Here is a 22,574-nt window from a genome sequence, read left to right on the forward strand (position 1 = left end):
GGGTGGAGCAGATCTTCGACTTCCTCCGCGACTACTGGTGGCTCATCTTCCCCGCCCTCGCGGTGACGAGTGCCGTCGGTGGCGCGTGGGAGCGCGGTGCGCGCCGGCGTCACAAGCGCCGGCTCGAAGTGCTGCACGCCAAGGCGGAGCTGAAGGCGGCCGCGCGCGGGACGGCGCCGATCCCGGTCGCGGGCGCGACCTCCGCGGCGACCGGTTCCACGGCGACGCCGACGCCGGTGCCGACAGGCACGCAGCTCGAGCGGCTCTTCGCCGCGCACGACGCCGTGACCGCGCGCTGGCTCGAGTACGAGCTCGACGTCGCGAAGATCATCGCGTTCCCGGCCATGAGCGACGGGCGTCAGCCTCTGACGGCCGCGTTCCTGCGCGCCAAGCGCATCGCCGACGGGCTGCGTCCGGCCTCGGCGAAGGCTCGCCTGTCGAAGGACCAGCTCGCCGAGTACCGCAACGCCGTGGCCGACTTCGAGGTGGCGTTCGACGTCGCCGAGCGCGATGCGCGCCGCATCAAGGACTCCTCGTTCACCGAGGTCGAGCGCAAGCGACTCGACACGGCGAAGCAGCTGCTCTCGGTCGCGATCGACCAGGCCGCCACCCCCGCCGAGCGTCAGCTGGCCTACCGGCGCGTGCGTCAGGAGCTCGACGGGCTCATCTCGCTCTCCGACGAGGCGATCGAGGTGCTCGAGACGAAGGTCGCGCTCGAGCTGCCGCCCGCCGCTCCCGCCGCTCCGGCCGGGAATGCTCCGGATGCCGCGGCTCCGCGCGTGTCGACGACGCCGCCGCCCGCGACCGATGCCCCGGCACGTGCCGCCGACGCCTCACGTCCGGCACCGGCGCCCTGGCCGGTTCCCGCCCGGCCGCAGCCCGACCCGGCGCCCGGTCGCGTCATCCGCCCGAAGTCGCACCCCTGACGCGTTCGGCGTCGATCCACGCGTCGATCCGCTCGAACCACGCGAACAGCCAGTCGGCTTGCGCGTCGCGGTCTTCGGGGATCTCGGCGGCCGGCACCCGCCACACGCGCATCGTGATCCGCTTGTCCATCGGCAGTTCGCGCCAGATGTCGCCGATCGTGATGAGCTGATCGAGTCCGGTGTGCCCGACGAAGACCATGTCGGCGCCTGCTGCCGTCGCCAGCGCGGCGTGAACGCCCCCGGGCTGCGGCGGCATGACGTGACGCAGACCCTCGGCGCGCTCGGCGAGATCTTCGCGGCCGACCCTTCGGAACCGGTCGATGCGCGACTGGCGGCGCCGCGCCGACACCTGCCCGCCCTCGGGGAAGATCACCAGCGCATCGTCGGAGTCGAGCCCCTCGGCGAGGGCCGCGATGGACTCCTCCACGCGTGAGCCGCCCCCGGCCGCCTTCTTGCCGAAGCCGGTCGGCGTGATGAAGCTCGCGGGGATGCGGGAGAGCAGCACGTCGATGGCGGGATCCCACTGCAGCGTGTCCTTGAGCACGATCCGGGGTTCGCGGTGCGCGGTGTTGAGCAGCGTGTGGATGAGGATGAACGAGTCGCCCGGCCCGCCGTGCCGCGAAGCGAGCACGAGCGGCACGCCGGGTGCCAGCATCCGCTCGAAGGAGTCGCCCTCGTCGGCGGTCGTGACGATCTCGAGCCGCAGCACTCCGCCGAAGACCCAGAAGAGCACCCGCAGGGCCCGGGCGCCGACGCGGTAGTGCGCGCTCTGGAAGCCGGGGGAGTGCAGGGACCACCCGAACCCCGACGCGATCCACAGGACGAACAGCACCACGACGAGTGCGGCATCCCACAGCAGGTAGACCGTCACGAGCCAGAGCACGCGCGGCAGGCGGAAGCGGCCGGGGACCAGCGAGGTGAGGGCGAGCGCGACGAGGAGCCAGATCGGCGCAAGTGCGAGCATGACGAGCGCCGCCACGATGACGAGCGGGGCGAGCACGACGCGGCGCACCCAGGTCGGCGGGAGTCTCATGAGGCGACCTCCCCGCCGATCCCACGGGCAGCGAGGAACGCGCGACTCGCGTCGCGCGCCTGCTCGATGCGGGTTCGCACCGTGTCCATGCGGCGGTAAGAGCGGAGAGAGTCGTCGCCGGACAGCGCGCCGCCGGTCGGCAGCACGTGCAGCGCAACCCCGTCGGGCAGATGCTCGACGTCGCGCGCGAAGCGGTGGCGGCGCGCCACCTCGAACGCGACGCGGGCGGTCTCGACGGCGGTGCGCGGCGCGACCAGCGGCGACTCGATGCGCCCGACCTGCAGCACGAAGACGGTGCGAGCCCCCACAGCGAGCGCCTGCTCGATCGGGATGGAGTTCACGATGCCGCCGTCGATGTAGTGCTCGCCGTCGATGCGAGTGGGCGGGAGGAGCCCCGGGACCGACGCCGAGGCGAGGATCGCGTCGATGAGCGGTCCGGACTCGAAGACGCGCTCGGCGGCCCGCTCGATGCTCGCGGCAACGACGCGCAGCGGAACGGCGAGATCCTCGAACCGGGTGTCGGGTCCGAGCGCGCGCTCGAGCAGCCTGCGCAGCGGCGCGGGCGAGTTGAGGTGCGTCTTGGTCTTCACCAGCCGCGTGAGCTGTGCGGCGATCGAGTCGCCGTACACCGCGCTCGCTTCGGGCGACATCCACGCCGCCTCGAGCGCGGCGATCACGCTCGGGGTGGGATCGTGGGCGACGAGTGCGCCGTTGATCGCGCCGATCGAGGTGCCGACGATCACGTCCGGGCGGATCCCGCTCTCGAGCAGCGCCTGGAGCATGCCGATCTCGACGGCGCCGCGGACGCCGCCGCCGCCGAGGACGAAGGCGATCGGATGCTCCATCCGCAGCTCCTCTCGTCGACTCATCTTGGCAGGGGTTGCGCGACATCCGGTTCTATGGTTACTTAGTCAAGTAATTAACCAGAGAAGCGGGGCGGACGTGATCGAAGAAGGCAGGGCGCTGTTCCTCCAGATCGCCGAGAGCGTGGAGGACTCGATCGTCGACGGGAGTCTGGCCGAGGAGAGCCAGGCTCCGTCCACGAACGAACTCGCCGCCTTCTACCGCATCAACCCCGCCACCGCCGCGAAGGGAGTCGCCATGCTCGTCGACAAGGCCGTGCTCTACAAGCGCCGCGGGATCGGCATGTTCGTGGCTCCCGGTGCCCGCGAGCGTCTGCTGGCCGAGCGTCGAGCCGCCTTCGCCGATCGTTTCATCGATCCCCTGCTGGCCGAGGCGCGCACCCTCGGGCTGGACGCCGACGACCTGTCCACCCTCATCCGCGACCGCGCGCTCACGCCTGTCGCGCCCACCACCGAAGGAGACGCCCGATGACCGCCGTGATCGAGGTGAAGGGGCTCACCAAGCGCTACCGCGAGACCCTCGCCGTGGACGACGTGAGCTTCACCATCGAGAAGGACACCATCTACGGGCTTCTCGGCCGCAACGGCGCCGGAAAGACCACCGTCATGTCGATCCTCACGGCGCAGAACTTCGCGACCCACGGCGACGTGCGCGTCTTCGGTGAGAAGCCGTACGAGAACCCCAAGGTGCTCGGGCGCATGTGCTTCGTCCGCGAGAGCCAGAAGTATCCCGACGACGCGAAGCCCGCGCACGCCTTCAAGACCGCGCGACTGTTCTTCCCGAACTGGGACCAGGACGTCGCCGACCGTCTCATCGAGGACTTCCAGCTGCCGATGAACCGGCGCATCAAGAAGCTGTCTCGCGGTCAGCTGTCGGCCGTCGGCGTGATCATCGGGCTCGCGTCGCGGGCCGAGATCACTTTCTTCGACGAGCCGTACCTCGGCCTCGACGCCGTCGCCCGGCAGATCTTCTACGACCGGCTGCTCGAGGACTACACCGAGCACCCGCGCACCGTGATCCTCTCGAGCCACCTGATCGACGAGGTCTCCAACCTCATCGAGCGCGTGCTCGTGATCGACCGCGGCCGGATCATCATGGACGAGGACACCGACGCCGTCCGAGACCGCGCCTCCAACATCGTGGGCGACACGGCCGCCGTCGACGCCTTCGTCGCCGGGCGCGAAGTCATCCACCGCGAAAGCCTCGGCCGTGTGTCGTCGGTGACCGTGGTGGGCGCCCTCACCGCCGCGGATCGCGAGCGGCTCGCCTCGGCCGGACTGGACGCCGCACCGGTGTCGCTCCAGCAGCTCATCGTGCGCACGACGCAGCACGCCGCCGCCGAACCGAACACCGTCGAAGAAGGAGCACTGCGATGAGCCGCACCGTCAGCGTCGTCCGCATGCAGCTGATCAACCGCCAGACCTACATCTGGGTGCCCCTGCTGGTGCTCGGCGGAGCATTCGTGCTGACCCTGGCGATCTACGCGATGCTCGAGACCTCGGGCGTCACGGGGCCGAAGTACGGCGGCGGCGCGCAGGCACCGCTCTGGTACTTCTGCGTCGTCGGGGTTCAGGCGCTCACCCTCACGTTCCCGTTCTCGCAGGCGATGAGCGTCACGCGGCGCGAGTTCTACACCGGAACGCTCCTCACCGCCGCGGCATCCAGCCTGGTGCTCGCCGTCGTCTACGTCATCGGCGGCTACCTCGAAGACGCCACCGGGGGCTGGGGGATGAACGGCTACTTCTTCTCGCTGCCGTGGGTGTGGGAGGAGGGTGCGGCCGTCGCGCTCCTGTTCTGGTTCACCGCCGCGATGCTGGTGTTCGTCTCGGGCTTCTGGGCCGCCACCGTCTACAAGCGCGCCGGAACGCTCGTCCTCACGCTCGTGCTCGTCGGACTGGGCGCGCTGCTCGTGCTGTGGATGTATCTCGTCGGCCGCATGGACGCGTGGGAACAGGTGTTCGCGTGGTTCGCGGCGCAGGGTGCGCTCGGTCTCTCGCTGTGGGGCCTGCTGCTCGGCGCGGTGCTCGCGGCCGTCGCCTTCCTGACACTGCGGCGCGCCGTCCCGTAGCCCGGACGCTCGCCGGGAGGCGTCAGCGGCTGTCGGCGGCCTCGGTGTGGTGGCGGATGACCTCGGCCACCACGAAGTTGAACCACTTCTCGGCGAAGGCCGGATCGAGTTCTGCCTCCTCGGCGAGGCGGCGGAGCCGTGCCACCTGCTGCTCCTCGCGGGCGGGATCGGATGCCGGCATCCCATGCTCCGCCTTGAGGTGACCGACCTGCTTCGTGGCCTTGAAGCGCTCGGCGAGGAGATAGACCAGGGAAGCGTCGATGTTGTCGATGCTGCTGCGCAGGCGCGTCAGCGTCGCGGTCGGGTCCTCGGTCATGGCAGCCTCCTCGGCCTCCGACGATACCCGAGGGACTGGATCACGCCCGACGCGTCCACTATCGCCCGCATCGGGTGAAATCACCGCGCGCGCTCCGCCGCGTCACCGGGCCGGTTCTAGAGTGTGTCGCATGACCGACGCTGCCACCTCGCCCGGCGCGAGCGACGCCGAGACCCTCGCTCCCCTCGCCGCCGACCCTGCGGCCGGGACGGATGCCGGCGGTTCGACGGCGGGCGCGCTCGCCGCCGCCGAGCTCGCACTGGCCGAGAACCAGCAGGGCCGGCCATTCTGGGCGCGTCTCGACAATCCGTTCACCGTCGGCCTGCTGCTCACACTCGGCGGACTGGTGGCTCTGCTGCTCGGGATCGCGCTGGCGAACATCTCGACGATCCTCGTCTACATCGGTCTTGCGGCGTTCGCGGCCCTCGGCCTGGATCCGGTCATCAAGTGGCTGGGCAAGCACGGCGTCAAGCGCGGATGGGCGATCGCCATCATCTTCCTGAGCTTCGCCATCATCGCGGCCGGCCTGCTGTGGCTCGTCGTTCCGACCCTGGTGACGCAGATCGGGCAGTTCATCTCCGGCATCCCCACCATGGTCAGCAACTTCGAGAAGTCGGACTTCTACGGCTGGCTCGAGGGCATCTTCGGCCCGGGCCTCACCACCCTCGTGAACGATGTGGAGACCTTCCTCACCGATCCGGGGAACATCGCCACCATCTCGGGAGGCCTGCTCAAGGTCGGCGCCGGCATCGCGACGGCGATCTCGGGTGCGTTGATCGTCGTGGTGCTGACGCTGTACTTCGTCGCGTCGCTCCCCGCGATCAAGGACTCGCTGATGCAGTTCGCACCGGCGCGCCGTCGCCCGGGCGTGCGGGCCATGACCGATCAGATCACCGATTCGGTCGGCGGCTACCTCATGGGAATGGTCGTCCTGGCGTTCTTCAACTCGGTCGTCGCGACGATCCTCCACGCCGTGCTGCAGCTGCCGTACCCGCTGCTCATGGGCGTGCTGGCGTTCTCGATCACGATCATCCCGCTGATCGGTCCGGTGCTGTACTGGATCACGGCGACCGTGATCGCGCTGTTCACCAGCCCGGTCGCGGCACTGATCTTCGCGATCTGCTACCTGATCTACATCCAGATCGAGGCCTACGTGCTGACCCCCAAGGTCATGAACCGGGCCATCGAGATCCCCGGCTCGCTCGTCGTGATCGGCGCGCTCATCGGCGGCACCCTGCTCGGCTTCATCGGGGCGCTCATCGCGATCCCGGTCACTGCCTCGATCCTGCTGATCATCAAGCAGGTCTTCTTCAAGAAGCAGGACGCGAAGGTCTAGCGCAGCGGGAGCAGACAGGTCGGCGACGGTGCGGCGGTGCCGTACCGGGCGCGGCCCGGCACGCCCGTGCGCAGGTCGAGCGTGAGCGAGACGATCTCGTCGGATCGCTGGCCGGCGACCAGGAGCGTATCGCGCACGACCACGTGGTGCCGGGGCCAGTCGACGCCGGCGTCGGCGAGTGCGACCGGGGCCACGCTCTCACCTGCGCCGCGCACCCGCAGGGTGGCGATCGTGTTGCTGCCGCGGACCCCCGCGTAGAGGAACTCGCCGTCGCGCGAGGTCGCGAGCTCCGCCGCGGAGTCGCCTGGCAGGGTGCCCGCACCGAGCGGCGTGCCTCCGACGACCCGCCACGACCCGTCGGCCGACTCGGCGAGCACGAACAGCTCGCACGACAGCTCGGTCACCACGTACAGGTGGCCGCTCGGGTGGAGAACCATGTGGCGCGGCCCGCTGCCCTTCGGCAGCACGACCTGCTGCGCCGCGCGCAGGCCGTCGGGCGAGTTCCGCCAGAAGCGCACGAGGTCGTGCCCGAGATCCGTGGTCGCGACGACCCCGCCGGGCAGGAACAGTGTCTGGTGAGCACGTGACGGACGAGCGGATGCCTCGTCCCCGGCATCCTCCGCGACCTCGTCGTGCGCCGGTACGAGGTGCGCGTACTCCTCGCCGGCCGCCGCGCGCAGCGCGCGGGCTGCTGCGGAGAGATCGACACCGGCAGGCTCGTGCGCGGGCGCGTCCGGCCCGTGGGGATCGACCGAGGCCCGGGCGATCACCGGCGACTGCGGACGGCCGGCCGCATCGAGGCTCATGCGCACGACGCGTCCGTCACCCCAGCACGCCGCGATGAGCGACCCGCCGTCGGGCGCGACCGCCACGTGGCACGCGGCATCCCCGGCCTCGACGGCATCTCCGAGCGGGACGAAGGTCGCCTCGCCCGTCCGGGTGAACGCCTGGACGGCTCCGCGCGCCTCGAGGGTCGCGTAGAACACGTCGAGAGCCGGATGCTGCGCGACCCACGACGGAGAGTCGGCCGCGGCCGCCGTTCCGGCGAATCCGAGCGGGCCACCGGCGGATGTGTCGTCCGCGGCGCCGGCGAGCAGCATCCCGATGCCGCTCGCCGAGCCATCCATGTCGGCGGTGTATCCGCCCAGCAGGAACCTCATCGGCGCGTTCCGTCGCGCCGAGAAGGATCCCGCTCGTTGAGCGAGGGCACCGAGTCGAAACGCAGCACGTCAGTCCACGAGATCATGGCGCACGATCACGGCGTCGCGAGACGCGCCGACCCCGATGACCGAGATCCGCGTGCCGCTCATCTTCTCGAGGGCGAGGACGTACTCCTGCGCTTCGACCGGCAGGTCCTCGAAGGTGCGGGCGGCCGAGATGTCCTGCTTCCACCCGGGAAAGTACTCGAGGATCGGGGTGGCGTGGTGGAAGTCGGACTGGTTCACCGGCACCTCGTCGAATCGCTCGCCGTCGACGTCGTAGGCGACGCACACCGGAACCTGGTCGAGGCCGGTGAGGATGTCGAGCTTCGTGAGGACGAGGTCGGTGATGCCGTTGATGCGCGTCGCGTACCTCGTGATCGGGGCGTCGTACCAGCCGACGCGGCGGGGGCGACCGGTGGTCGTGCCGAATTCGAAACCGCGCGAGCGCAGGAAGTCGCCGTTGTCGTCGAACAGTTCGGTCGGGAAGGGGCCGGATCCCACGCGGGTCGTGTATGCCTTGACGATCCCCACGATGCGGTCCAGGCGGTTCGGTCCGACTCCGGCGCCCGTCGCGGCGCCGCCGGCCGTCGCCGACGACGACGTCACGAACGGGTAGGTGCCGTGGTCGACGTCGAGCATCGTCGCCTGACCGCCCTCGAAGACGACGACGTCGCCGGCGTCGAGCGCCTCGTTCAGCAGCAGGCCGGTGTCGGCGACCATCGGGCGCAGCCGGTCGGCGTAGGACAGCAGGTCCTCGACGACCTCGTCGCACGTGATGGCGCGGCGGTTGAACACCTTCACGAGGAGGTGGTTCTTCTGGTCGAGGGCGCCCTCGACCTTCTGCCGGAGGATGTTCTCGTCGAAGAGGTCCTGCACGCGGATGCCGACCCGGTTGATCTTGTCGGCATAGGCCGGGCCGATGCCACGGCCGGTCGTGCCGATCTGGCGCTTGCCGAGGAAGCGCTCGGTGACCTTGTCGAGGGTGCGGTGGTACTGCGTGATGATGTGCGCGTTGGCGCTGACCTTCAACCGCGAGGTGTCGACGCCGCGGGCGTGGAGCGCTTCGAGTTCGTAGAAGAGCACCTCGAGGTCGATGACCACGCCGTTGCCGATGACGGCGTTGACGCCGGGCGACAGGATGCCGGAAGGCAGGAGGTGGAGCGCGTACTTCTCGTCGCCGATGACGACCGTGTGGCCCGCGTTGTTGCCGCCGTTGAACTTGACGACCCAATCGGTGCGCTCACCCAGGAGATCGGTGGCCTTGCCCTTGCCCTCGTCTCCCCACTGGACTCCGACGATCACGATGCCTGGCATGGGCTACTCCCCCGTTATCGGACGGTTACACCCCATCCTATCGACGCGACGACACCGGCCGCCGATATGGTGGCCCCATGCAGACGAAGGCATGGGCTCGCACCTGGTCGGTCATGCGCCTCGCGATGGCGGCGCTCATCGTCGCGGCGGTCGTGGCGCAGCTCACCGCTTCGCTCACCACGGCGGCGGATCTGGGCCGCGACGTGGCGACGACGTTCGTCAACTTCTTCAGCTTCTTCACGATCCTCTCCAACACGCTGACGGCGGTCGTGCTGGCGTGGGCCGGACTCTGGTTCTTCTCGCGCGGGCGCCATGCAACGGCCGAGCCGCCGGCCCTCGCGCTGGCGCTCGCGTGCGTGACGACCTACATGATCATCACCGGCATCGTCTACAACTCGCTGCTGCGTCACGTCGTGCTCCCGCAGGGAAGCGAGCCCATCCCGTGGTCCAATGAGGTGCTGCACCTCATCGGCCCGCTCTTCCTGCTCGCCGATCTCTTCGTCGGGCCGCTCCGCCGCGCACTGCCGTGGCGTGCCGTGTGGGCCGTGATCGCGTTCCCGATCCTCTGGGTGCTCTACACGATGCTGCGGGGGCCGCTCGTCACCAACCCCGTCTCCGGCGACCCGTACTGGTACCCCTACCCGTTCCTCAACCCGAACAACGAGGAGGGATGGGGCGGCGTGATCTTCTGGATCGTCGTCATCGCGCTGACCTTCCTCGTCGTGGCCTCACTGGTGGTCTGGTGGGGTCGCCGCGTCGGCGCGGAGCGCGAGCTCGACCACATGACGGGCGATCACGTCGAGGACGAGTGGGAAGAGGCGCGCGAGGCCGACGCCGACGGGCGCTGACGCCTCAGCGCGGCGCTATGGCAGTCTGCTGAGGTCGTCGACGTCGGGCTCGTCCCCGCCGGACGTCGGCTCGGGAGCGGGAGCGGACTCGGCGTCGGGAGCGACATCCGTCTCCGGCTCGGACGATCCGGGCTTGGCGTCGGAGGCGGCATCCGTCCCCGCCTCGCCGGGTGCGGTCGCGGCAACCGTTCCCACTTCCGCCGGGACTGCGGCATCCGTCTCCGGCTCGTCCGTCCCGGCGACGTGGTTCGTCGCGCGCAGGTCGGTGCGCCGGAGCAGGTCGGGCACCTGCCACGAGCCGTCCAGGAACTCCGGGCGCGGCCGATACAGCCGCACGAGATAGTTCCAGCCCTCGGGCAGCGGGATGCTGTTGGGCAGCGTCGCCTCGCCGGGGGGCGTGAAGTGCACGGTGATCGCGCCGTCCTCGTCGCGCACGCCGGTCACGCTGTTGACCGTGTAGCTGTTCTCGGGGTTGGGCTCGAAGAAGCCCTCCGCGTTGTAGACCGAGACCGACCAGAAGGCGTCGACCGGCACGTCGCGCATCGTGAGGTCGTAGAACCCGACCGGCTGCTGCGGGTCGACGCCGACGTACGAGGCCTCCGTCATCGGGAGCCCGCCCCAGCCCGCGGCGGTGCCGATGAGGTGACGCACCTCGTCGACCTCGTCGGGCGCCCCGAACGTGCGGTCGAAGCCGCGGAGCCCGGCGGCGAGGCTCAGCAGCGCGGTGCGGGTCGCATCCAGCGATGCGGTGTCGTAGTCGGGCATCTCGTACGGGCGGGCGGATGCCGCGTCGAGTGCGATGGCGTCCTGGAGGCGGGCGACCTCGGCGATGTCGGCCGGGTCGAAGGGATCCACGAGCGTGCGGACGGCGACCAGGAGGTACTCCGCGCCCGGCGCGAGTGCGGCGAGATCGTGGGTGCCGCCGCCGTGGAGCACGGCGCGGATGAAGTGCCCCTGGTCCAGCAGCATGACGGAGAGGTACCGCTCGCCGGCCTCGGGGACCGTGAGCGTGGCGCCCTCCGACAGGTCGACGACGGCGAAGCTGTAGAGCGTGTCGCGATTGAGCCGGATCACGGTCTGCGTCTCGATGGACGCGGGCTCGCGATTGTGGCGGAACGTGTTCACGCCGCCCGCGTCGCGCTGGATGTCCGCGAACATGCGGTCCGTCTCCGCGCGCACGAAGTTGTCGGCGTTCACATGAATGCTCATGCGTACACTCTGGCCCACGGCCCGCCCCGGCGCCATTCGACGCGGTCATACCGGACAGCGGCTTCGCCCCGCGTCACACACCCCCGTGCAGACGGCGCCCCGCCCGCCGTCACACCGGATCGCGCGCGGAGGCCGCTGAAATAGACTGGGGGCCATGTCGAAGGTCCTTCAGTCCCTGCCCGTCGGCGAGCGCGTCGGCATCGCCTTCTCCGGAGGACTCGACACCTCGGTCGCCGTCGCCTGGATGCGCGACAAGGGCGCCGTCCCGTGCACCTACACCGGCGACCTCGGGCAGCCGGACGAGGACGACATCGCGTCGATCCCCGACCGCGCGCTCCAGTACGGCGCCGAGGTCTCCCGGCTCGTGGACTGCAAGCCCGCACTCGTCGAAGAGGGCTTCGGTGCCCTCGCGTGCGGAGCGTTCCACATCCGCTCCGGCGGACGCACCTACTTCAACACCACGCCCATCGGCCGCGCCGTCACCGGCACCCTCCTCGTTCGCGCGATGAAGGAGGACGGCGTCGACATCTGGGGCGACGGCTCCACCTACAAGGGCAACGACATCGAGCGGTTCTACCGCTACGGCCTCCTCGCCAACCCCGCGCTGCGCATCTACAAGCCGTGGCTCGACGCCGACTTCGTCACCGAGCTCGGCGGTCGTAAAGAGATGAGCGAGTGGCTCATCGAGCACGGATTCCCGTATCGCGACTCCGCCGAGAAGGCGTACTCGACCGACGCGAACATCTGGGGTGCGACGCACGAGGCCAAGACCCTCGAGCACCTGAACGTGTCGCTCGAGACGGTCGAGCCCATCATGGGCGTGCGGTTCTGGGACCCGGCGGTCGAGATCGAGCCCGAGGACGTCACCGTGACCTTCGAGGCCGGCCGCCCGGTCGCCCTGAACGGCGTCGAGTTCGCCGACCCCGTCGCCCTCGTCTTCGAGGCCAACCGCATCGGCGGGCGCCACGGCCTGGGCATGAGCGACCAGATCGAGAACCGCATCATCGAGGCGAAGTCGCGCGGAATCTACGAGGCGCCGGGCATGGCGCTGCTCTTCACCGCGTACGAGCGCCTGGTCAACGGCATCCTGAACGAGGACACCCTCGCGACCTATCACGAGCAGGGCCGCCGGCTCGGCCGCCTGATGTACGAGGGCCGCTGGCTCGAGCCGCAGTCCCTCATGCTGCGCGAGTCGATCCAGAAGTGGGTGGGTTCGACGATCACCGGCACGGTCACGCTGCGCCTCCGCCGCGGCGAGGACTACACGATCCTCGACACCACGGGCCCCGGCCTGTCGTACCACCCCGAGAAGCTGTCGATGGAGCGAGTCGGCGACGCCGCGTTCGGTCCGACCGACCGCATCGGCCAGCTCACCATGCGCAACCTCGACATCGCCGATTCGCGCGCCCGCCTCGAGCACTACGCCGCCGCAGGGATCATCGGCGGGGCCGCGGGCGATCTCGTCGGCCGGGTCACCGCGGGCGAGTCCGATGAGATCACCGAGCGTGCCGAGACGCAGGATGCCGCCGCCGAGGCTCTCGATGAGGCCATCGAAGCGGCATCCGAATCGGCGATGTACGACGCCGGCACCGACTGACCCGGATCAGTCCGCCTGACGCCGCTTGACGACGGCGAAGGTGACCGCTGCGGCGACGATCCCCGCCACGATCGCGATCGCTCCGCGGAGCACCACGTGCATGTCGGTCGTGACGGCGAGGATGAGGCTGAGCGCCAGGATCACGCCGAAGAGGGCGACGGATGCCGCGGCATCCGCCTTCCGGTCACCGCGACTGTCTCCGGTCATGGCTTGTCCGCCTTTCTGAGGTCGAGCGATCCGGGTTCGGCTCTCAGGGCTCGCGTCGTGCGAACGTGAGGCCGGCGGCGGCCGCCGCGCTCACGCCGGTCACGCGTCCGGAGTTAGGACGGGTCAGGCCCGCGATCATCCGCAGCACGGTCGACTTTCCTGCGCCGTTCGGGCCGACGAAGCCCGTCACCGCTCCCGGAGGGGCGACGAACGAGACGCCGTCGACCGCGACCTTCGCGCCGAAGCGCTTCCCGACGTTCTCGACCTCGATCATGCGGCGACCCGATCCTTCCTGCTGGGGGCAGCGTGCGGCGTCCGCGGGACTTCATGAGGGCGACACCGTCATCGTCCCGGTCTCACTGGAGCCCAGGGCTCGGATGACCACCTGGACCCGATCGCGCGCGTTCCACTTGACCATCACGCGGCTGAGGTGCGCCTTGACCGTCGCCTCCGCCAGATGCATGTGCTGGGAAATCTCCTGGTTGCTCATGCCGGCCAGCAGCAGCCGTACGACGGCGTGTTCGCGCTCGGAGAGCATCGAGGTCAACGCGGGCGGAATGCCGTCGTTCGGACTACGAGGCGAACCGATCGTCTCGGCGATTCGGCGGATGACGGTGCGCGACGCGAACATGTGTCCTGCGCGGACCTCCTCGATGGCCGTGTTGAACTCCTCCGGGCTCGCGTCCCGCCCCACGACACCCTGCGCGCCAGCCGCGAACATCTCGGTCGTCGCTGCGACGGAGTGGACCGGCACCACCGCAATCACTTTGCTCGAGGGGCGATCGCGGAGCACTCCGCAGATGAGGCGGCGGGGCTTCTCGGCGTCGTCTCCGGCCTCGACGACGAAGGTCGATGCATCCAGGTCGCGCGCGACGCGCTGCAGTCCCTCCACCGTCTGGGCGGTGGTGACGCGCGCCTGCACGCGTCCATCGGACTCCAGCAGGCTGGACAGGGCCGAGCCCACCAGCGCATCGCGGGACACGACGACCACTCTCACGTTGCGTTGCACTCGCTTCCCTCCTCGCTCGTGCCGGGCCGGGCCGGGGTGGCCGGCTACCGGACCCCGCCCGTCCGGGCCCACACCTCGATGAGGTAGAGCGCGATCACGCATCCCAGGAGAACGGCCAAAATGACCGTGGACTGAGCCGGGCTCGCCGGAACGAAGAAGACGGCGGCGGCGATGCCCCCCACGAGGAGCACGAGCACGACACGTGTCGCGCGGCGGCGGGACTTCTCGCGTTTCATGGCGGCAGGTTCTCCGATCGCTCGTGCCGGACGGTGTCCGGGATGCTCGACGTCACTGAGGGACCGCCCGGACCGATGCCGCGACGATAACACTCCCAGCGGCAAGAAAAGCGAACTTCTTTCCCTCTGGGGATAATCGCCATCCGCCCCTCCACAGATCACCGCGCGGGGATTCGCCGCCGGGCCAGGGGCGGGTTACGATTCCAGACGGTGCGCGCGACCCGAAAGCGCGGAACCGGGGTCTCGCCGTGCACGACACGGCGTTCCACCCCTCGTCAGAGCTGAAAGACCTTCGATGCTGAAGACCTCCACCGCGTCCGTCGATGCCGTCGACACCGACGACGCGCCGCCGCGCCGCCGATCCGTGGGCCGCAGGATCGGCATCACCCTGTTCGGGATCGTCGCCGGGATCGTCGTCCTCGCACTGATCGCGGTCGCCTTCGCGGCCTACACCGTGCAGCGGTCGTTCCCTCAGGTCGACGGCGAGGTGGCTCTCTCCGGGCTGGGCGAGGAGGTCACGGTCCAGCGCGACGCGCTCGGCATCCCGACCATCACGGCTGCCACGACCGACGACCTGTTCTTCGCGCAGGGCTACGTGCACGCGCAGGACCGCTTCTGGGAGATGGACTTCCGCCGGCACGTGACCAGCGGACGGCTGTCGGAGCTGTTCGGGGAGTCGCAGCTCCCGACCGACCGATTCCTCCGAACCCTCGGGTGGCGGACGATCGCCGAGCAGGAGGTCGAGGAGCTCGACGACTCCACGCGCTCCTACTACGACGCGTACGCCGAGGGCGTCAACGCCTATCTCGCCGACCACCAGGGTGCCGACGCATCCTTCGAGTACGCGGTCCTCGGGCTGCAGAACGCCGACTACGAGATCGAGCCCTGGACGCCGGCCGACTCTGTCGCATGGCTCAAGGCGATGGCCTGGGACCTCCGCTCCAACATCGAGGAGGAGACGGAGCGCGCGGTCATCGCGTCCGACTTCACGCAAGAGGAGATGCTCGAGCTCTATCCGGACTACCCCTACGACCGCAATCCGGTCATCGTGCCGTCCATCTCATCCGTGCCCGCCGTGGGGACAGCCGCCGATCTCACGATCGAGCAGCAGACGGCTGCCGCGACCGCCTCGATCGAGTGGTCCGAGGTCGATGGGGTCGTCGAAGCGGTCAGCGCACTCGTGGGAGGAGTCGGCGAGGGCATCGGCTCGAACTCGTGGGTCGTGTCCGGCGACCTGACCGACACGGGGATGCCGCTGCTCGCCAACGACCCGCACCTCGGCGCCTCCCTGCCCAGCGTGTGGCACCAGGTCGGGCTGAAGTGCCGCGTCGTGTCGGATGACTGCGCCTTCGACGTCGCGGGCTTCGGCTTCTCCGGCGTCCCCGGCGTGATCATCGGCCACAACGACCGGATCGCCTGGGGGTTCACGAACCTCACGACGGACGTGACCGACCTCTACCTCGAGAAGATCGACGGCGACAGCTACTGGCGCGACGGCGAGCTCGTGCCGCTCGACGAGCGCACGGAGACCCTGAAGGTAGCCGGAGGCGCCGACGAGGAGCTCGTCATCCGCTCGACCGTCCACGGACCGATCATCTCGGGACTCACCGACGACTACACCGCGATCGCCGAGGATCCGTGGACCGGAAGCGGGGGAGACGTCGAACGGCCGGACGACGCCCCCGAGGGCGAGTACGCGGTCAGCCTGAAGTGGACCGCGCTGACCCCCGCCACCACCGCGGAGGCGATCTTCACGCTGAACCTCGCCCGCGATTTCGACGACTTCCGTGCGGCCGCGAAGCAGTTCGCCGTGCCCGCTCAGAACCTGATCTACGCCGACGTCGACGGGAACATCGGGTACCAGACGCCCGGACTGCTGCCCGTCCGCGGCGAGGGTGACGGATCCATGCCGCAGCCCGGCTGGGACTCCGCCTACGACTGGCAGGGCTTCATCCCCTTCGAGGACCTCCCCGTCGTGTACAACCCGACCGAGGGCTACATCGTCACGGCGAACAACGCGATCGTCGACGAGGACTACCCCTACTTCCTCACGCGGGACTGGGACTACGGCTGGCGGGCCGCGCGCATCGCCGACCTCATCGAGCGCAAGTCCGCCAGCGCGCCGCTCACCGCCGCCGACATGCTCGCGATCCAGGCCGACAGCGAGTTCTACCTCGGCATGCGGCTGTCGGGCGCATACGCCGAGCTCGAGACGGGCGACGAGGGAACGGATACCGCGCTCGACCTCCTGCGCACGTGGGACGCCCAGAGCACCGCGTCGTCGCCGGCCGCGGCCTATGCGAACGTGCTGTGGGACGAACTGGCCGACAACCTCTTCGTCGAGGGACGCGAGCATCCCGTGCCGCTGTCCGACCAGGCGCGGCTGTTCCTCGTCGTCGACTCGCTGCTGCGCGATCCCTCCTCGGAGTGGTGGACCAACGAAGCGCTCGGGGTGAGCAGCCAGGAGGAGATGCTCACGCGCTCGGCGACCGATGCGTATGCGCGGCTCGTGGCGCTGCAGGGCGACAACCCGTCCAAGTGGAACTGGGGATCGCTGCACGCGCTGCCGCTCGTGAGCGACACCTTCGGCGCATCCGGCATCGCGCCGATCGAGTGGCTCTTCAACCGCGGCCCGTTCCCGACCGGCGGCGGATCGTCCGTCGTCAACGCGACGGGATGGGTGCTGGGCGAGGGCTTCTCGACCGTCACCGTGCCGTCGATGCGCATGGTCGTGGACCTCTCCGACTTCGACGCCAGTGGCTGGAACCACCTCACCGGCACGAGCGGCCACGCCTTCCACGCCAACTACATCGACCAGACGGCGACCTGGCAGGGCGTGGAGCTCACTCCCTGGGCCTACTCCCGCGGCGCCGTCGAGGCCGCCACCACGAACACCCTGACCCTCGTCCCCGCCGGCTGACCCGCCGGGTCCCGGTTCGCCGCCCACTCCTCATCCGCGCAGGATGACGGAGCCACCCCGGCTGGCATCCGTGCAGGATGACGGAGATGTGCAGGATTGCGGATGCCTCAGCCCCGCAGCATCCGTCATTCCGCACATCTCCGCGGAACGGCGCGCCCGCGCGAACCGAGCAGGAGCGGGTCAGCCGCCGGCGGCGGGGGGCGTGCGGCGCGAGTCGGCGAGGTCGTCCACGAAGAGCGCGGTCTCGTCGATCGTGCCGTTGCGATAGGCCTGGCGCCCGACCATGTGCGCGGACAGCGGTGCCGTCGCCAGCTGGATGAGCACGATCGGCACGAGGAAGGCGACGACCTCCCACGACCGCAGCGACAGCGCGATCGCCAGGCAGATGAGGATCACGCCGAGCACCTGCGGCTTGGTCGCGGCGTGCAGGCGCGCGGGCACGTCGCGGAACCGCAGCACGCCGATCGCCGCCGTGAGGCACAGCAGGGCGCCGATCAGGATGAGGATCAGCGCGGCGAGGTTCAGCCAGTCGTCGAGGGTCATCGCTGCGTGTTGTCCCTTCGTGCGACGAAGCGGGCGATTGAGATCGATCCGAAGACCCCGACGGCGGCGATGATCAGCAGCACCGGCAGCGAGCGCGTGTGGTGGTTGATGGCCATCTCCGCGCCCAGCACGCACATGACCTCGGTGAGGAGGACATCGGATGCCACGGCCCGGTCGAGGATCGATGGTCCCCTGACGATGCGCCACAGCGTGAGGAGCGCCGCCGCCCCGAAGACGACGTAGATGGCGATGAGCAGCACGTTCACGAGGCACCTCCGACGCGGTGGGCCGCGGCATCCGCCCGTACCGCCGCCACCTGCGCGCGCGAGCCGACCGCCATCACGATGCGGCGCTCCCACCGCTGGACGCTCTCGCGCTGGCGGACGACGTCGGCATCCGACCGCACGCCGATGACGTGGAGGTAGAGGATGCGGCGGTCCCGGTCGCTCTCGACGATGAGCGAGCCGGGAATGAGGGATGCCGTGACCGCGGTGTGCGTCATGATGAGGTCGTCGTCGGTCACGAGCGGCACGGCGATGATCGCGGTGCCGGGCTGCCGGCGGAAGTCGAGAACCTGCGCCGCGACGGTGAGCGAGCCCCACACGAGGGCCGCGAGGAACTCGACGACGAATCCCGCGCCGAACCACAGGTTCACCCGGCCGGACAGCTCCACCGGCGGGAGGCGGAAGACCCGCGTGACGAACAGGGCGACGACGACTCCGGTGAGGAAGGCGGTCCAGGTGAACTGGCCCCACAGCATCATCCACAGCGCGATGAGCCACAGGAAGAACGGCAGCTGGCGCCACACCTGCGTCAGGAGCGCCTTCTTCGGGACGGGCGCGGTCGCACCCGGTGCGGTCCGGTCCACGGCGGTCATGGCTGCACCTCGCCCTTGACGACGTCGGCGCCGACCTCCTGCTCGAGCTGCACGAGCGAGACCGGCTCGAGGAGCGCCGCGCCGATGCGGGCGCACACGTCGTAGAGAGGGCCGGCGAAGATGGTGAGCGCGACGGTCACCGCGACCATGCCGGCCGTCGAGGCGGTCATGATCTTCGGGATGACGCGGCGCTCGGTGTCGACGCCTCCGGGGGAGGCCCCCAGGTACGAGATGCGCGCCTCGGTCTCGGCCGAGTCGTCCTCCTCGCGCCAGAACGCGAGGTTCCAGGCGCGCATGAGGGCGTAGAGGGTCAGGAGGCTGGTCACGATGCCGCCGACGATCAGCACCATCATGATCGGGGTGCCGACTTCAGCCGCCGCGTCGAAGAGCGCGAACTTGCCGATGAACCCCGAGAACGGCGGCAGGCCGCCGAGGTTCACGGCGGGGATGAAGTACAGCAGGGCGATCACCGGCGCCGCGCGCATGAGGCCCTTGACCCGAAGGATCGAGGTGCTGCCGGCTCGGCGCTCGACGAGGCCGACGGCGAGGAACAGGGTCGTCTGCACCACGATGTGGTGGACCATGTAGTAGATCGTCGCGCCGATCGCCGCGGGCGTGGCGATCGCGAGCCCGAAGATCATGTAGCCGATATGGCTCACCAGCGTGAATGACAGGATGCGCTTGAGCTCCGCCTGCGCGACGGCGCCGAGCACCCCCACGATCATCGTCGCCAGGGCCACGACCATGAGCAGGAAGTTGACGTCGTTCTCGAGGAAGAGCTCGGTCTCGGTGCGGATGATCGCGTAGACGCCCACCTTCGTCAGCAGGCCCGCGAACACCGCCGTGACCGGAGCCGGCGCGGTCGGGTACGAGTCGGGCAGCCAGAACGACAGCGGGAAGACCGCCGCCTTGATGCTGAACGCGAGAAGGAGCATGAGGTGCAGCACGAGCTGCGTCTCCTGCGGGAGCTCGCCCATGCGCTGCGAGATCTGCACCATGTTCACGGTGCCCAGGGCGCCGTAGATCATCGCGATCGCGGCGAGGAACAGGATGGACGACACCAGCGACACGACGATGTAGACGACGCCGGTGCGGATGCGGGACTCGGTCGATCCGAGGGTGATGAGCACGTACGACGCGACCAACAGGATCTCGAAGCCGACGTAGAGGTTGAAGAGGTCGCCTGCGATGAAGGCGTTGAAGATGCCCGCCGCGAGGATGAGGTAGGACGGGTGGAAGATCGTGACCGGTGTCTCGTCGTCCCCGTCGGCGGCGCCCTGCCCGACCGAGAACAGCAGGACCGCGAGCAGCACGAGACTCGATACGAGCACGAGCAGAGCGGCCAGCCGATCGACGTAGAGCACGATCCCGAACGGGATGGGCCAGCCGCCGACCGACACGGCGATCGCCTGATCTCCGGCGTCGACCACGTAGAGCAGGATCGCCGAGATGACGAGCACGACCGACAGGGTGCTCACCGAGACGACGACCTGGGTACGCCGATGGCGGCCCGCGATGAGCGCGATCGCCGCCCCGAGCAGGGGCAGCGTCACCAGCAGCGGCACGAGGGCGGGAGCGAATTCGATCATGCCTCGTCACCGCCCTTCCCTGGACGTTCGGCGGGCGAGTCCGTCGGGGCGTCGTCGCGGAGCTTCGCGAAGTCGGTGTTGCGCAGCACGGTGATGGGCGCGGTGTCGAGCCCGACGAAGTCGGTCGTGGCGTCGTCGTCCTCGTCCTCGATCTCGGTCTCGTCGTCCATCGTCTCGTCGACGTCGGCTGTGCCCTCGCGCACGGCGCGGTCGGCCTCGTCGTCCTCCACGGTGTCGGCCTGGCCCAGCTGCCACGAGCGGTAGATGAGCGCGAGCAGGAACGCCGAGACCGCGAACGTGATGACGATCGCCGTCAGGGTCAGCGCCTGGGGCAGCGGGTCCGACATCTCGTCGGGCGAGGCCGCCGCGCCGAAGAACGGCGCGACGCCCGGCTCGCCCATGACGATGAGCAGCAGCAGGTTGGCCGCGTTGCCGAGCAGCAGGAAGCCGATCAGCACGCGCGTGAGGCTGCGCTCGAGCATCGCGTACACGCCGCACGCGAAGAGCACGGCCATGACGACGATGAGCACGCCCGAGACGGTCACGAGACGCTCACCCCCACCGGCCTGCCCTCGCGGGCCTCCTGCGCCTGGCGGTCGACCTCGGCGCCGAGGCTGCGGAGCACGTCGAGGACGAGCCCGATGACGACCAGGTACACGCCCACGTCGAACAGCGTCGAGGTGACGAACTCGATGTGGCCGATCACGGGGATCTCGGCCTCGAACCACGTGCTCGTGAGCGGGGGCGCACCGAAGAAGAGCGGCACGATCGCGCACGCGACGGCGATCGACATCCCGATGCCGAGGAGTCGTCCGGCGTCGGTGGGGGCCGCGGCGCCGAGCTCGTACCGCCCGCCCGCGACGTAGCGCATGACGAGCGCCATGCCGGCGACGAGCCCGCCGGCGAAGCCGCCGCCGGGAAGGTTGTGCCCGGCGAACAGGAGGTACAGCGACACGATGATGATCGTGTGGAAGAGGATCCGCACGATCACCTCCAGCATGATCGAGCGGTTCTCGGGCCGCACGCGCTGGCCGCCCACGAGCCAGGCCATGCGGCCCCCCGTCTCGCCGCTCGCCTCGCCGCGAGGCTTCACGCCGTCCGCCGTCTCGACGAGCGGTCGGCGGGTGCGCGCGGCGGCCTCGGGGAGCGGCGCGATGAACCGCGACAGCGTGTCGGCCCGGTGGGTGACGAAGACGAGGGATGCCACGCCCGTCGCCGCGAGGACGAGGACGGACAGCTCTCCCATGGTGTCCCAGCCGCGCAGATCCACGAGAGCCACGTTGACGACGTTCTTGCCATGGCCGAGCTCATAGGCGAGGTCGGGGAACCGGTCGGAGATCGGCTCGGTGCTGCGGGCCGCCGTGGCGACCAGCGCGACGGCCGCCATCGTGGCGCCCACCGCGGCTCCCAGCACGGCCCGGGCCACCGGCCAGACCGATTCGTTGTGCTCACCCATCCGAGCGGGGATGCGCCGGAGCACGAGCGCGAACGCGACGAGCGTCACGGTCTCGACGAGGATCTGGGTGAGGGCCAGGTCGGGCGCGCCGCTCGTGGCGAAGAGCAGCACCATGCCGAGACCGGTGGCCGACACGAGGACCACTCCGGTGTAGCGCTTGCGGGCGCGGACGGCGACGATGCCGGCGGCGATCATGATCGGGGCGACCACCAGCTGCATCGGCGTCTGGAAGGCGTCGAGCTGCGCTTGCCAGTGCGGGCTCGCGAGCAGCGCCGTGCCCTCGGCGGCGACGAAGACGACGAAGATCGTTCCGACGTAGACCGGCAGCGAGCCCCGCTGGGTCAGGCTCGTGGTGACGACCGACAGGCGCGCGATCGCGCGGAGCGTGCCGTTGTACACCTCGGCGGCGGTGAAGGGCAGCATCCGCTTCGACCATCCCGCGCGCGCGGTGAACCAGAACACCACCGCGCCGATCGCGATCGTCGCGAGCGAGATCCACAGCGCGGGCTCGAGTCCGTGCCACAGGGCGAGGTGCGCCGGGTGCTCGGAAGCTCCCGGCGGGGCCTCGTCGGCGTAGCCGGCCAGGGCGACGTCGAGCGCGGGCGCAGCGAGCCCGGCGACCACCGTCAGCCCGGAAAGGATCACGGGCGCTCCGAGGAATCCGATCGGGGGATCGGGCCATGCGGTGGCGGGCAGCGGCCGTCGGTCGGCGTCGCGCTTGGTCCAGAACGCGCCCCAGAGGAAGCGGATGCCGTACGCCGCCGTGAGCACGGATCCCAGGACGACCCCCCCGAGAGCGACGAGCCCCCACGGCGAGCCTGCGGAGGCCTCGTCCAGGAGCGCGGTGAGCGCGCCTTCCTTGGCGACGAAGCCGATCGTCGGGAAGACGCCGATCATCGATGCCACGGCGATGAACGAGAACGTGGCCATGACAGGCGCTTGCCTGCCGACCCCGCTGAGCTCGGCGATGTCGCGCGTGGAGAGCTGGCGGTCGATGACGCCGACGACCAGGAAGAGCGCGGAC

Annotated in this window: 23 protein-coding genes and 1 pseudogene; 8 read left to right on the forward strand and 16 right to left on the reverse strand. The window is 69.8% G+C overall.

Translation table 11 applies throughout. The features are described 5' to 3' along the window. The first annotated feature begins 2 nt into the window (after nt 1-2). Nucleotides 3-926: a hypothetical protein gene (locus tag ACE3O1_RS04880; protein ID WP_374313010.1), complete on the forward strand. Its 924-nt coding sequence runs from the start codon at nt 3-5 to the stop codon at nt 924-926. Here the strand turns inward: ACE3O1_RS04880 and ACE3O1_RS04885 are convergent. Together ACE3O1_RS04885 and ACE3O1_RS04890 are read right to left on the reverse strand one after the other, a co-directional pair. Beyond that, nucleotides 901-1,959 (reverse strand): 1-acyl-sn-glycerol-3-phosphate acyltransferase, encoded by a 1,059-nt coding sequence (locus ACE3O1_RS04885; RefSeq protein ID WP_374313012.1) that lies wholly within the window; start codon nt 1,957-1,959, stop codon nt 901-903. The genes ACE3O1_RS04880 and ACE3O1_RS04885 overlap by 26 nt on opposite strands. Next, nucleotides 1,956-2,804 carry a patatin-like phospholipase family protein gene (locus ACE3O1_RS04890; RefSeq protein ID WP_374313014.1) on the reverse strand — a complete coding sequence of 283 codons (849 nt, stop codon included), beginning with the start codon at nt 2,802-2,804 and terminating at the stop codon, nt 1,956-1,958. Before ACE3O1_RS04890 ends, ACE3O1_RS04885 begins: the two co-directional genes overlap by 4 nt. A gap of 97 nt (nt 2,805-2,901) precedes the next feature. Between ACE3O1_RS04890 and ACE3O1_RS04895 the strand changes: the two genes are divergently transcribed. The 3 genes from ACE3O1_RS04895 to ACE3O1_RS04905 are packed head-to-tail and all read left to right on the forward strand — an operon-like array spanning nt 2,902 to nt 4,891. After that, nucleotides 2,902-3,294, forward strand: a complete 393-nt coding sequence (locus ACE3O1_RS04895) for a GntR family transcriptional regulator (RefSeq protein ID WP_374313016.1) — start codon at nt 2,902-2,904, stop codon at nt 3,292-3,294. Next, complete coding sequence (locus tag ACE3O1_RS04900) at nt 3,291-4,199, forward strand: ABC transporter ATP-binding protein (RefSeq protein ID WP_374313019.1); 909 nt, start codon at nt 3,291-3,293, stop codon at nt 4,197-4,199. The genes ACE3O1_RS04895 and ACE3O1_RS04900 overlap by 4 nt, the downstream gene beginning before the upstream one ends. Further along, nucleotides 4,196-4,891 carry a hypothetical protein gene (locus tag ACE3O1_RS04905; RefSeq protein ID WP_374313021.1) on the forward strand — a complete coding sequence of 232 codons (696 nt, stop codon included), beginning with the start codon at nt 4,196-4,198 and terminating at the stop codon, nt 4,889-4,891. The genes ACE3O1_RS04900 and ACE3O1_RS04905 overlap by 4 nt, the downstream gene beginning before the upstream one ends. 22 nt (nt 4,892-4,913) lie before the next feature. Here the strand turns inward: ACE3O1_RS04905 and ACE3O1_RS04910 are convergent, their stop codons facing one another. Further along, the gene (locus tag ACE3O1_RS04910; RefSeq protein WP_374313023.1) at nt 4,914-5,207 is read right to left on the reverse strand and encodes a chorismate mutase; all 294 of its coding nucleotides are present in this window, start codon (nt 5,205-5,207) and stop codon (nt 4,914-4,916) included. 130 nt (nt 5,208-5,337) lie between these two features. Between ACE3O1_RS04910 and ACE3O1_RS04915 the strand changes: the two genes are divergently transcribed. Beyond that, nucleotides 5,338-6,543 carry an AI-2E family transporter gene (locus ACE3O1_RS04915; RefSeq protein WP_374313025.1) on the forward strand — a complete coding sequence of 402 codons (1,206 nt, stop codon included), beginning with the start codon at nt 5,338-5,340 and terminating at the stop codon, nt 6,541-6,543. Here the strand turns inward: ACE3O1_RS04915 and ACE3O1_RS04920 are convergent. Further along, nucleotides 6,540-7,703, reverse strand: coding sequence for a lactonase family protein (locus tag ACE3O1_RS04920; RefSeq protein ID WP_374313026.1), 1,164 nt, complete (start codon nt 7,701-7,703; stop codon nt 6,540-6,542). The two genes, ACE3O1_RS04915 and ACE3O1_RS04920, sit on opposite strands and share 4 nt — an antisense overlap. Nucleotides 7,704-7,772: 69 nt before the next feature. Next, nucleotides 7,773-9,059 (reverse strand): adenylosuccinate synthase, encoded by a 1,287-nt coding sequence (locus ACE3O1_RS04925; protein WP_374313028.1) that lies wholly within the window; start codon nt 9,057-9,059, stop codon nt 7,773-7,775. A 77-nt stretch (nt 9,060-9,136) separates the two neighbouring features. On the opposite strand from ACE3O1_RS04925, the gene ACE3O1_RS04930 reads away from it, so the two are divergent. Then, a complete protein-coding gene (locus ACE3O1_RS04930) occupies nt 9,137-9,907 on the forward strand; it encodes a Pr6Pr family membrane protein (protein WP_374313030.1) in 771 nt (256 codons plus the stop codon). Between the two features lie 15 nt (nt 9,908-9,922). Here the strand turns inward: ACE3O1_RS04930 and ACE3O1_RS04935 are convergent, their stop codons facing one another. Continuing rightward, a complete protein-coding gene (locus tag ACE3O1_RS04935) occupies nt 9,923-11,116 on the reverse strand; it encodes a DUF1254 domain-containing protein (protein ID WP_374313032.1) in 1,194 nt (397 codons plus the stop codon). Nucleotides 11,117-11,270: 154 nt separating this feature from the next. Here ACE3O1_RS04935 and argG point away from each other — a divergent pair, with 154 nt between their 5' ends. Then, the gene (argG, locus tag ACE3O1_RS04940) at nt 11,271-12,713 is read left to right on the forward strand and encodes an argininosuccinate synthase (protein WP_374313034.1); all 1,443 of its coding nucleotides are present in this window, start codon (nt 11,271-11,273) and stop codon (nt 12,711-12,713) included. Between the two features lie 6 nt (nt 12,714-12,719). Here argG and ACE3O1_RS04945 read toward each other — a convergent pair whose 3' ends face one another. From ACE3O1_RS04945 to ACE3O1_RS04960, 4 genes and pseudogenes are all read right to left on the reverse strand, one after another. After that, complete coding sequence (locus tag ACE3O1_RS04945; protein WP_374313036.1) at nt 12,720-12,920, reverse strand: hypothetical protein; 201 nt, start codon at nt 12,918-12,920, stop codon at nt 12,720-12,722. A 97-nt stretch (nt 12,921-13,017) separates the two neighbouring features. Then, a pseudogene (locus ACE3O1_RS04950) lies at nt 13,018-13,194 on the reverse strand (ATP-binding cassette domain-containing protein); the annotation flags it as partial. Nucleotides 13,195-13,245: 51 nt separating this feature from the next. Further along, nucleotides 13,246-13,842 (reverse strand): response regulator transcription factor, encoded by a 597-nt coding sequence (locus ACE3O1_RS04955; RefSeq protein ID WP_374313039.1) that lies wholly within the window; start codon nt 13,840-13,842, stop codon nt 13,246-13,248. Nucleotides 13,843-13,973: 131 nt separating this feature from the next. After that, nucleotides 13,974-14,165: a hypothetical protein gene (locus ACE3O1_RS04960; RefSeq protein WP_374313041.1), complete on the reverse strand. Its 192-nt coding sequence runs from the start codon at nt 14,163-14,165 to the stop codon at nt 13,974-13,976. 295 nt (nt 14,166-14,460) lie between these two features. Between ACE3O1_RS04960 and ACE3O1_RS04965 the strand changes: the two genes are divergently transcribed. Continuing rightward, nucleotides 14,461-17,085 carry a penicillin acylase family protein gene (locus ACE3O1_RS04965; RefSeq protein ID WP_374313042.1) on the forward strand — a complete coding sequence of 875 codons (2,625 nt, stop codon included), beginning with the start codon at nt 14,461-14,463 and terminating at the stop codon, nt 17,083-17,085. 180 nt (nt 17,086-17,265) lie between these two features. On the opposite strand, the gene mnhG is transcribed toward ACE3O1_RS04965, so the two are convergent. From mnhG to mbhE, 6 genes are all read right to left on the reverse strand, one after another. After that, the gene (mnhG, locus tag ACE3O1_RS04970; RefSeq protein WP_374313045.1) at nt 17,266-17,628 is read right to left on the reverse strand and encodes a monovalent cation/H(+) antiporter subunit G; all 363 of its coding nucleotides are present in this window, start codon (nt 17,626-17,628) and stop codon (nt 17,266-17,268) included. Then, nucleotides 17,625-17,894, reverse strand: coding sequence for a monovalent cation/H+ antiporter complex subunit F (locus tag ACE3O1_RS04975; RefSeq protein ID WP_374313048.1), 270 nt, complete (start codon nt 17,892-17,894; stop codon nt 17,625-17,627). The genes mnhG and ACE3O1_RS04975 overlap by 4 nt, the downstream gene beginning before the upstream one ends. After that, nucleotides 17,891-18,505 (reverse strand): Na+/H+ antiporter subunit E, encoded by a 615-nt coding sequence (locus ACE3O1_RS04980; protein ID WP_374313050.1) that lies wholly within the window; start codon nt 18,503-18,505, stop codon nt 17,891-17,893. Before ACE3O1_RS04980 ends, ACE3O1_RS04975 begins: the two co-directional genes overlap by 4 nt. Further along, complete coding sequence (locus tag ACE3O1_RS04985) at nt 18,502-20,094, reverse strand: Na+/H+ antiporter subunit D (RefSeq protein ID WP_374313052.1); 1,593 nt, start codon at nt 20,092-20,094, stop codon at nt 18,502-18,504. The genes ACE3O1_RS04980 and ACE3O1_RS04985 overlap by 4 nt, the downstream gene beginning before the upstream one ends. Beyond that, nucleotides 20,091-20,639: a Na(+)/H(+) antiporter subunit C gene (locus tag ACE3O1_RS04990; RefSeq protein WP_374313053.1), complete on the reverse strand. Its 549-nt coding sequence runs from the start codon at nt 20,637-20,639 to the stop codon at nt 20,091-20,093. The genes ACE3O1_RS04985 and ACE3O1_RS04990 overlap by 4 nt, the downstream gene beginning before the upstream one ends. Continuing rightward, nucleotides 20,636-22,574, reverse strand: a 1,939-nt coding sequence (mbhE, locus tag ACE3O1_RS04995; RefSeq protein WP_374313054.1) for a hydrogen gas-evolving membrane-bound hydrogenase subunit E, incomplete at its 5' end; no start/stop codon positions are given. The genes ACE3O1_RS04990 and mbhE, both read right to left, overlap by 4 nt.

This window comes from Microbacterium sp., assembly GCF_041909575.1.
In the GTDB taxonomy this organism is placed as follows: domain Bacteria; phylum Actinomycetota; class Actinomycetes; order Actinomycetales; family Microbacteriaceae; genus Microbacterium.

Coding starts and splice junctions, on each gene's coding strand:
- ACE3O1_RS04910 (WP_374313023.1), bottom strand. CDS start 5,207: ATGACCGAGGACCCGACCGCGACGCTGACGCGCCTGCGCAGCAGCATC.
- ACE3O1_RS04945 (WP_374313036.1), bottom strand. CDS start 12,920: ATGACCGGAGACAGTCGCGGTGACCGGAAGGCGGATGCCGCGGCATCC.
- mnhG (WP_374313045.1), bottom strand. CDS start 17,628: ATGACCCTCGACGACTGGCTGAACCTCGCCGCGCTGATCCTCATCCTG.
- ACE3O1_RS04960 (WP_374313041.1), bottom strand. CDS start 14,165: ATGAAACGCGAGAAGTCCCGCCGCCGCGCGACACGTGTCGTGCTCGTG.
- ACE3O1_RS04905 (WP_374313021.1), top strand. CDS start 4,196: ATGAGCCGCACCGTCAGCGTCGTCCGCATGCAGCTGATCAACCGCCAG.
- ACE3O1_RS04920 (WP_374313026.1), bottom strand. CDS start 7,703: ATGAGGTTCCTGCTGGGCGGATACACCGCCGACATGGATGGCTCGGCG.
- argG (WP_374313034.1), top strand. CDS start 11,271: ATGTCGAAGGTCCTTCAGTCCCTGCCCGTCGGCGAGCGCGTCGGCATC.
- ACE3O1_RS04925 (WP_374313028.1), bottom strand. CDS start 9,059: ATGCCAGGCATCGTGATCGTCGGAGTCCAGTGGGGAGACGAGGGCAAG.
- ACE3O1_RS04935 (WP_374313032.1), bottom strand. CDS start 11,116: ATGAGCATTCATGTGAACGCCGACAACTTCGTGCGCGCGGAGACGGAC.
- ACE3O1_RS04985 (WP_374313052.1), bottom strand. CDS start 20,094: ATGATCGAATTCGCTCCCGCCCTCGTGCCGCTGCTGGTGACGCTGCCC.
- ACE3O1_RS04980 (WP_374313050.1), bottom strand. CDS start 18,505: ATGACCGCCGTGGACCGGACCGCACCGGGTGCGACCGCGCCCGTCCCG.
- ACE3O1_RS04890 (WP_374313014.1), bottom strand. CDS start 2,804: ATGGAGCATCCGATCGCCTTCGTCCTCGGCGGCGGCGGCGTCCGCGGC.
- ACE3O1_RS04930 (WP_374313030.1), top strand. CDS start 9,137: ATGCAGACGAAGGCATGGGCTCGCACCTGGTCGGTCATGCGCCTCGCG.
- ACE3O1_RS04965 (WP_374313042.1), top strand. CDS start 14,461: ATGCTGAAGACCTCCACCGCGTCCGTCGATGCCGTCGACACCGACGAC.
- ACE3O1_RS04915 (WP_374313025.1), top strand. CDS start 5,338: ATGACCGACGCTGCCACCTCGCCCGGCGCGAGCGACGCCGAGACCCTC.
- ACE3O1_RS04900 (WP_374313019.1), top strand. CDS start 3,291: ATGACCGCCGTGATCGAGGTGAAGGGGCTCACCAAGCGCTACCGCGAG.
- ACE3O1_RS04885 (WP_374313012.1), bottom strand. CDS start 1,959: ATGAGACTCCCGCCGACCTGGGTGCGCCGCGTCGTGCTCGCCCCGCTC.